The following is an 8080-nucleotide window of genomic DNA, read 5'->3' as shown; positions in this document are numbered from 1 at the left end:
CGGTTCGGCCACCCCCGCCACCACCTCCTCCGCCGACACCGGCAACGTGCACGGCTACACGGTCGAGGGCGGACGGGTCGTGCTCGACCTGGGCGAGACCTCCGCGACCCTGGTCTCGGCGACGCCCGACTCCGGCTGGGAGATGAAGGTCTGGAAGCAACCGGAGTGGATCCGCGTCGACTTCGTCTCGGTCACCACGACCTCGTCGCTCTTCTGCACCTGGAACGGGCATCCGCCCACGGTCGACACGTACAAGGCGCAGAACACGGGCGGTTAGCGGAACACCGACTCCGGGGGAGCGGGCGAGGCCGCCGCCGTGGCGTCGGTGACCGGCGCCGCGCCGCCCGCGAAGGCGTCCAGCTCCCGGCCGTGCTCGACCCGTCCCGGATGCGGGTCCGAGGCCACCCGCCGGGTGAACTCCGCCACGGGCAGTTCGCCGTCCGCGGCCACCAGGATGACGTTGCCGAAGCGCCGCCCCCGCAGGACCGCGGGATCCGCCGCCAGGCACGCGTGCGGGAAGCAGGCCCGCACCGTCGCGATCTGCGCCCGCAGGAACTCCAGCCGTCCGCCGTCCGCCACATTGGCGGCGTAGAGCCCCCCGGGCGTCAGCGTGCGCCGCACCTGCGCGAGGAACTCCGTACTGGTCAGGTGGGCGGGCGTACGGGCCCCGCCGAAGACGTCCGTGATGACCAGGTCCGCCCAGCCCTCCGGGACCTTCGCCAGGCCCTCGCGGGCGTCGCCGCCGCGCACCTTGATGCGCCAGGTGCGGTCCCAGGGCAGTTCCCGCCGCACCAGCTCGACCAGCGCGGTGTCCAGCTCCACCACCTGCTGCGTCGAGCGCGGCCGGGTCGCCGCGGTGTAGCGGGCCAGGGTCAGCGCGCCGCCGCCCAGGTGCAGCACGCGCAGCGGGCGGCCGGGCGGCGCGGCGAGGTCGACGACGTGGCCGAGCCTGCGCTGGTAGGAGAAGTCCAGGTACTCCGGGTCGCCGAGGTCGACGTGCGACTGCGGCGCCCCGTCGATCAGCAGCGACCAGCCCCGCGGCCGGTCCCGGTCCGGCACGAGCTCGGCGAGACCCCCGCCGACCTGCTCGCGTATGCCGTCCGGTGCCTTCGTCGTCCTCGTCCTGCGCGGTGCCATGCACCCCAGTATGGGCGGCAGGCGTCGCGGGGCTCAGAGCCGGTCGGCCAGCTCGATCATCCGGGCGGCCTCGCCCAGCGCGTCACGCAGCACCGCCGGGTCCGTCACGGCGCTGTCGTCGTGCGGGGGCACCAGCCAGCCGGTGCCCGCCACCGGCGGCTCCCGCAGCTCGCCGGGGACGGTGAAGCCGCCGCCCTCGGTCTGCGTGCAGGCGCTGCCCGGCATGTCCCAGCCGTCGGCCGTGCCCGGCGGCACCAGGAAGCCGAGGCTGTGACCGGAGCTGTCGTGCAGCACGGGTCCGAGACCGGTCCGCATGCGCAGGATGTCCACGGCCTCCAGTCCCTGCCGGGCCGGGACGGTGACCAGATCCCATGGTTCGTCCAACAAGGCGAATCCTCCTTGGGGTCGGACGGTGGGTTGCACGGTGTCCAACGCGCGCGGACGTCAACGGCTACGCCCGCTTGACGCCGACAGGGGTGGCGTTTCATGGCGAATGGAGGGTGAGATATCCCTTTTGTAGCCAAACCCACGGTACTCGGGCCCTCACAGCGAGTACGGTCGTCGCGCCGCCAACCGGCACCGCACCGACCGTCCAACGGGAGCCCGGCGATGCATTCGTCACCTTCCACCCCCAACACAGCCTTCCGGCGCCTGCGCGGAGACCGGTCCCCCGGTGAGTTCGCCGCCGCCGTGCGCCGCGCGGGGCGGGACATCGGCGAACAGGTCAGCTGCGACGCCCGCTACATCGGCCGCGTGGAGTCGGGGGAGATCCGCTGCCCCAACTACGCCTACGAGCGGGTCTTCCGGCACATGTTCCCCGGCCGCGACCTCGCCGACATGGGCTTCGAGCCGCGTGAGCTGGTCCGCGGCCGGCGCGGCACGGCGGTCCCGGCCCCCCGGCCGGCCCCGTACGAGACCGAGACCGACGAGGAGAGCGACGTGCTGCGTCGCGCGTTCATGACCGGCGGCCCGGCCGCCATCGCCACGACCCTGATGCTGGGGCCCGCCGCCGCGGCGGAGCCGGTGCACAAGGTCGGCAGACCCCAGGCCCGGGCCGTCCGCGCGGCCGTCCGCGAGATCCGCCTGCACGACGACCGGCACGGCGCCGGCGCGCTCTACCGCCAGGCCGGCCACTCCCTCGGGGCCGCCTACCGCCTCCTCGACGAGGGCACCTACAGCCAGGCCGTCGCCGAGGACCTGATGGGCGGCGCCGGTGAACTCGCCATCTCCGTGGGCTGGCTGGCCCACGACTCCGGGCGCCTCGCCGACGCCCGCTCCTTCTACGGCGAGGCCCTCGCCACCGCCCGCATGGCCGGCGACCGCGCCCTGGAGGCGCACGCCTTCTGCAACGCCTCCTTCCTCGCCCGCGATGCCGGGCGCCCCCGCGAGGCCGTCCGCGCGGCCCAGGCCGCCCAGCAGGCCGCCCGCCACCTCGGCTCGCCGCGCCTGCTCTCGCTGCTCGCCCTCCGCGAGGCGGGCGGGTGGGCCGGTCTCGGCGACCGCCCCGGCTGTGAACGCGCCCTCGCCCGTGCCCAGACCCTGTTCGGCAGCGGCCCCCGCGCCGCGGACCCCGAGTGGATGACCTTCTACGGCGAGGCCGAACTCGCCGGGCTGGAGGCCCAGTCCTGGTCCGCCCTCGGCGACCACCACCGCGCCGTCGAGCACGCGCGGCGCGCGGTCGGCCTGCAGGCGCCGCACTTCACGCGCAACGCCGCGCTGTACACCGCGGAACTCGCCGACAACCTCGCCTCCGCCCGCCTCGTCGACGAGGCCACGGACGCCGGCATCCGCGTCCTGGACCTCCTGGGCCGCGTCCAGTCCCCGCGCGTGCGGGGCATGCTCTCCTCCACCGCCCAGACCCTCCAGCCGTACTCCCGGCGCAAGGACGTCGCCGAATTCCTGCGCAGGCAGGCGCAGTCGCGGCCGGCGTGAACCGGCGCGCTCCGCGGTGCCGGTGGCCGCGTCAGACGTGGAAGTCCTCCGCGTCCGGCAGAACGCTCCCGGAAAGGCGGCGGGCGAAGGCCTCGTAGGCGTCGTGGCCCAGGAAGTACGGCCCGGTGGGGTGCTGGCAGAACACCCGGCCCAGGTCGTCGACCAGCACGATCCCGCCTTCCGAGGTCTCGTACCCGACGGGGAGCACCGGCCGGCGCAGGTTGCCGCCGAGCTCGGCGAAATCCTCGGCGTCGCCCTCGTAACCGACGTCCGGGCGGACGACGAGAGCGATCTCTGGTGCCTTCGGGTACGGCAGGCGGAGCAGCCCGTACGTGTGCAGGAAGCGCAGTGCGGCGGCGGACGCGGTGAGCGGGAAGCCCTGGCGCTCGGCGTCACGCAGCCGGAAGGCGAGGTGACCGGCGATCGGGTCCCGAACGTCCCGCCCGGCGTACCAGCCGTGCTCTTCCAGCCACCGCCGGACGGTCCCCTCGTGCGTCGAACCGCCGCTGCCCTCGTGGCGTCGAGCAGATGGGTCTCCTGCTCCTCGCACCGCTACGCCCACAGCCGGTCGAGGTGGAGCCGGAGGCCGTACGTACCGCCGGGGCCGGTGACCGTGAGGGCGCCGTCGGGGGCGAGGGCGATGGCGTCCGCGCGGTGCAGCAGCGGAAGAGGGTGGACGCGGGCGTCGAGCAGGTTCCAGACGCTCGCGCGGCCGTCGGCCCAGGCGGCGACGGCGACCGGGCCGTGGGCGGGGGTGTCCGCGGCGGCCAGGGCGGTGATGACGGAGTCGCGCCGCTCCACGGGGTCCGGCATCGGTTCGTCCGAGGTCGCCCACAGGCGCAGGGTGCCGTCCAGCCCGCCGCTGAGGCAGAACGACAGGTCGTGCAGGGCCGAGTGGACGTGCGCGACCGCGGAGACGGGGGCCTGGTGCAGGGGGCGGCTCACGGGCCCGGGGTCGTATGCGGGGGAGCGCCACACGTGGACGCGGCCCTCGGCGTCACCGACGACCAGGAGACCGGAGGAGGGCACCGAGGCCAGGGCCGAGGGGACGTCCGGGTTGTGGCGGTGGGCGGCCTCACCGAAGGCGACCGTGCCGGGCGGGAAGGCGTGCAGAAGCTGGTCGCGGTCGAGGAGCAGCAGGCCGTCGCCGAGGGCCGCCAGGGCTACGGGCCGTACCTCGGTGGGGGAGGGCACCCTGCGCAGGTCCGCACCCGTGACGGGGTCGAGGGAGTGCAGCCGGCCGAGGGGATCGGCCGCGAGCAGCTCCCCCTCGACCGTGCCGGGGCCGAGGGCGGTGAAGGACTCGCCGGGGCGGAACCACTCGGCGGTCCAGTTGTGCCGGTCGGCGATGGGGCGCAGCAGCGCGGCCATCTGGGGTGCGTCGGCGAGCGCGGCGGCGTGCAGGACGGCGGCGCGCTCGGGGTCGCTCATGCCGGGGGTCGTCAGCACGGGCGCCGCGCGGCGCCACACGGGGGCCAGCACCGCGGGGGCCGCGGCCGCGGTGTCCGGGTCGGAGAGGGCCGCCGTCACGGCCGTCGCGGAGCCGTGGACGAGGAAGCCCGCGTCGCGCAGCAGCCGGTCCGCCGTACCGGCGGCGACGGCGTGGCCGAGCACGTGCTCGCGGGCGTAGGAGCTGGTCAGGGCACGGGACTTGAGGACGTCGACGATGCGTTCGTCCAGGCCCGCGGCGACGGGCCCGCCGGGCGGCACCTCGTACCCGGACCCCTCGGGCAGGCGCTCCACGGCGGCAGCGACGGCCTCCGACGCCGACGGGTCGCCCGTCAGGTGCGCGTGCAGCAACTCCCACACGTCCCGGGGGACCGGGCCGTGCAGCGCGGCCAGCGTGTGCAGCGCGGGGCGGGCCGCCTCGGGCAGCCGCACCCACCACACGGCCGGTACGGCCCCTTCGGCGGGCGGCCCGGGCACCGTCGCGGCCAGGCGGGCCGTCGCCGGGTGCGGGAACACCTGGTCCGCGGTGAAGGCGGCGCCGGCGGGGGCCAGACCGGCGTACCAGGCGGCGAACTCCGCGCGATCGGTCAGTGCGGGGTCGTCCAGGTCGACCACGAAGGCGCCGTCGGGAACGCTCCCGACGTCTCCCGCTTCGAGCAGCACGCGCACGTGCGGGAAGCCCAGCAGGGGGTCCACGAGGCCCTCCCGGCAGCCCGGCCCGGCGCGGTGCAGGTCGGCGAAGCCCACGGTCAGCGGCCGCGGGTCGGCCAGGATCCGTCCCAGCAGGTCATCCGGGGAGAGCGGCCCGTAGCCCAGTTGCCGCCCCAGTTCCCAGGACACGGCGTCCACGGTCAGACCGCGGGCGGGGGCGAGCCCGTGCACCATGGTGCCGGGGGCCTCGTGCGCGCCGGCCACGAACCACGCCAGCAGATGGCTCTTGCCGGCACCGGGGGAACCGGTCACCGCCAGCGGTGCCTTGGTGCCCGACGTCGCCCACTCCAGGACCCGCCGGCCCGCGGGCCCCCGGCCGGCCCCGAGAGCGGGCCGGTCCGCCGTCCCCAGTTCGCCGTCCATGTTCCTCAGCCTTCCTGTGCCGCCGCCTCGCGCAGCTTCCGGATGCCGGCGGCCCGGGACTCGGCCGTCTCCCCGTAGGGGAAGTTGTGCGTCAGCCCGGCTTCCGGGAAGAGGTCCGCGAGCATCATCGAGCAGTAGTGCCCCGGCATGAAGCACGACTCCAGTTCGGTGTGGATGCGCCTGACCTGCTCCGGTTCCACCCCGGCCGCCCGCAGGTTCGCCCACAGCCGCTCCTCGGGGTGCACGCAGATCCCGCCCGAGGAGGTCAGGATCTTCGCCTCCCCGTCGGCGTCGACGACCTCGAACGCCGCGAACCACTCCGCGCTCGCGGTGTCCCGGAGGTCGTCCAGCACCTGCGGCCACCAGTCCTCGCGGTCCGCGAACGCCGTCCCGTCCAGTTCCCGCAGCCGCGTCTCCAGCGCCGCGAACGCCTGCGACGCCGTCTCGGGCCGGTTGGTGGCCGCGATCGCCGTGAGGGCCTCGTCCAGTGCCAGCAGGCTCCGGGCGAACGCCTCCAGGGTGCCGTTCACATGCCGCTCGGGCTCGTCGTACTCCACGAGGACGCCGCGTACGGCGCCGTCGGGGGCCAGGCAGATCTCGTACCCGCGGTCGTTGCCGAGCCGTACGTACTCGCGCGCCCGTTCGGGAACTCCCACCTCAAGGGTCGCCGCGTACTCGACCAGCGACTCCGGATCCTCCGGCGCGGTCGCGAAATACGGTCCCACCTGGAGCGGCACCACCACGCCCGGAGCGCTCGCGAAGCGGCGGACGCCGCCCTCGCCGAACCGCGCGACCACGGGTTGCCCAAGGTCGGTCACTTGCCCTCTTCCTCCTCGACGGGCGCTCCGTCGCGTCGGTCCGTCAGTAATGCTCGGCGATGCTTTCCAGGAGGCGCGTGTACGTGCCCTCCTCGTCGGCCAGCGCGCCGGGGTCGACGGAGCGGAAGCGCGCCGTGATCCGCTCCACGGTCTCCTCACGGAGTCGTCGGTCCGTGCCGTCGGCGTAGTTGGCCCGCTCCTCGTACAGAACGGTCAGGAACTCCGCGAGTTCGGCGAGACCCGGGTGAAGCGGCTCGGAGAGGGACTCGCCCTGGGGGAGTGCGTGGACGGAACCGTCGACGCCGTCCACGACCAGACCGTCGTCGTAGCCGATCCAGCCGATGAAGACCCAGCTGTCCGATGTCCGCGGGAGGTCCTCCATGTCGCCGAAGAATTCGTACACCTCACCCGCGAGCCTCATGCCGCCGGCGACGCCCGGTTCCAGTCCGAACAGGAAGTCCTTGGGATCCGGAAGGCCCGCCCCGGCGAGGAAACGCCTGGTCTCCCTATGCGTGATGGCCGGGTTGAGGGAGTCCTCGGGTACACGGACGACGGCCTCGGGCCCGAAGACCTCAACGAGATGTGCGTGCGTCTGCTCGAGCGACATTCACCGGTCCTTCCTGCTCCTCGCCATGACGCCGCACTACCTGTCGGTGGGCGTCGGACCAGCGGAGTCTACTCATCACGCCCGACCGTGACGTTGCTTGAGCCGCTCCATGTAGCGCTGGTGCTCCTCGTTGCCGGCGTCCTCGCTCGCCTTGGTGGGCCCGTACTGGAACGTGTGTTCCACCGAGGCGTTGGGGAAGTAGTGCTGCAGCCATGCGGCGCACACGGGTGACCTGCGTTCGCAGGGTGCTCTCTCCGTGTAGAGCTCCGTGATGTGGTCCCGGTTCCCGGTGTTCATGATGGGGACGCCGAGCACCCGCTCGGAGTGCGCGTAGATGGCGCGGTTGCTCCGCCCGACGAGGATGAACTCACCTCCCCGGTCGTCCTTGTAGCGGACCGCGGCGTAGTTGTTGTCGCCGTAGTCGCCCGTGCCGTTGTGCGCCTGGCGCGCCAGTTGGGTGGCTCGCGCCAGTTCCGACCCGCCCTCGGGAATCTGGCGCGAGTCCACCTTGGTCCGGATGTCGCCCTTCTTCTTCGGCGGAAGCGGGTAGTCACCCTTCTTGATGGGGGTCGTGGAGGACTTGCCGCCCGTGATGTTGTGGATCCCCGACGTGTCCAGGGGGTGCACGTCGCTCGTCGAGGCGTTGGGATGGACCCGCTGGACCCTGCCGTCGTCGTGCAGCAGGTAGACCGGGGTCGGGTTGTTGGGATCGCGGTTCCGGGCCCCGTGAATGGTGTTCAGTTCGGTCGCGATGTGGTCGTCGTTGTCGCGGTGGTTCTGGTGCATCTGCTTGAGGCCCTTGCGCATGTCGCCGCGCAGATGGCCCACGGCCTTCTCGGCCGCCTCGCCGATGCCGTCCACGATCTTCGTGGCGATCGGCATGACGTGCTCGGCGATCTCGCCGCGGCCGCCGGTGCGGCTCTTGGCGTTGCGGGCCCGGCCCAGGTGCCCCTTCGACTTGCCGTGCAGGGAGCCGGTGATGCCGTCGAGCTGGGTGTCGATCCGGTCGAAGCTGTCCCCGTCGCTCTGGAAGTGACTGCCGCCGCCGCCCCCGCCACCGGTG

Annotated in this window: 8 protein-coding genes and 1 pseudogene; 2 read left to right on the top strand and 7 right to left on the bottom strand. The window is 73.7% G+C overall.

Annotated elements, in window-relative coordinates; translation table 11 throughout:
* A pseudogene (locus PV350_RS41850) lies at positions 1–277 on the top strand (hypothetical protein); the annotation flags it as partial.
* On the opposite strand, the gene PV350_RS41845 reads toward PV350_RS41850, so the two are convergent.
* Together PV350_RS41845 and PV350_RS41840 are read right to left on the bottom strand one after the other, a co-directional pair.
* A complete protein-coding gene (locus tag PV350_RS41845; protein WP_500338635.1) occupies positions 274–1137 on the bottom strand; it encodes a spermidine synthase in 864 nt (287 codons plus the stop codon). The pseudogene PV350_RS41850 and the gene PV350_RS41845 sit on opposite strands and share 4 nt — an antisense overlap.
* A 33-nt stretch (positions 1138–1170) precedes the next feature.
* Positions 1171–1569 (bottom strand): hypothetical protein, encoded by a 399-nt coding sequence (locus PV350_RS41840; protein WP_499512023.1) that lies wholly within the window; start codon positions 1567–1569, stop codon positions 1171–1173.
* Between the two features lie 177 nt (positions 1570–1746).
* Between PV350_RS41840 and PV350_RS41835 the strand changes: the two genes are divergently transcribed.
* Complete coding sequence (locus tag PV350_RS41835) at positions 1747–3069, top strand: NsdA family TPR-like regulatory protein (protein ID WP_499512022.1); 1323 nt, start codon at positions 1747–1749, stop codon at positions 3067–3069.
* 31 nt (positions 3070–3100) lie between these two features.
* Here PV350_RS41835 and PV350_RS41830 read toward each other — a convergent pair whose 3' ends face one another.
* From PV350_RS41830 to PV350_RS41810, 5 genes are all read right to left on the bottom strand, one after another.
* Entirely contained in the window at positions 3101–3619 is a 519-nt protein-coding gene (locus tag PV350_RS41830; protein WP_499512021.1) for an SUKH-3 domain-containing protein, read from the bottom strand.
* Positions 3620–3621: 2 nt separating this feature from the next.
* Positions 3622–5592 (bottom strand): hypothetical protein, encoded by a 1971-nt coding sequence (locus PV350_RS41825; protein WP_500338633.1) that lies wholly within the window; start codon positions 5590–5592, stop codon positions 3622–3624.
* A 5-nt stretch (positions 5593–5597) separates the two neighbouring features.
* The gene (locus tag PV350_RS41820; RefSeq protein ID WP_499512019.1) at positions 5598–6410 is read right to left on the bottom strand and encodes a nucleic acid/nucleotide deaminase domain-containing protein; all 813 of its coding nucleotides are present in this window, start codon (positions 6408–6410) and stop codon (positions 5598–5600) included.
* 43 nt (positions 6411–6453) lie between these two features.
* Positions 6454–7017: an SUKH-4 family immunity protein gene (locus PV350_RS41815; protein ID WP_499512018.1), complete on the bottom strand. Its 564-nt coding sequence runs from the start codon at positions 7015–7017 to the stop codon at positions 6454–6456.
* Between the two features lie 75 nt (positions 7018–7092).
* A partial coding sequence (locus PV350_RS41810; protein ID WP_500338631.1) for a nucleic acid/nucleotide deaminase domain-containing protein occupies positions 7093–8080 on the bottom strand: 988 nt, incomplete at its 5' end.

Source organism: Streptomyces sp. PA03-6a, assembly GCF_033792765.1.
GTDB lineage: Bacteria > Actinomycetota > Actinomycetes > Streptomycetales > Streptomycetaceae > Actinacidiphila.
This window is presented reverse-complemented; position numbering and strand designations above follow the sequence as displayed.

Bases quoted from the DNA above. Each gene is read 5' to 3' on its own strand.
- PV350_RS41835 (WP_499512022.1), top strand. From the start codon at position 1,747: ATGCATTCGTCACCTTCCACCCCCAACACAGCCTTCCGGCGCCTGCGC.
- PV350_RS41845 (WP_500338635.1), bottom strand. From the start codon at position 1,137: ATGGCACCGCGCAGGACGAGGACGACGAAGGCACCGGACGGCATACGC.
- PV350_RS41825 (WP_500338633.1), bottom strand. From the start codon at position 5,592: ATGGACGGCGAACTGGGGACGGCGGACCGGCCCGCTCTCGGGGCCGGC.
- PV350_RS41815 (WP_499512018.1), bottom strand. From the start codon at position 7,017: ATGTCGCTCGAGCAGACGCACGCACATCTCGTTGAGGTCTTCGGGCCC.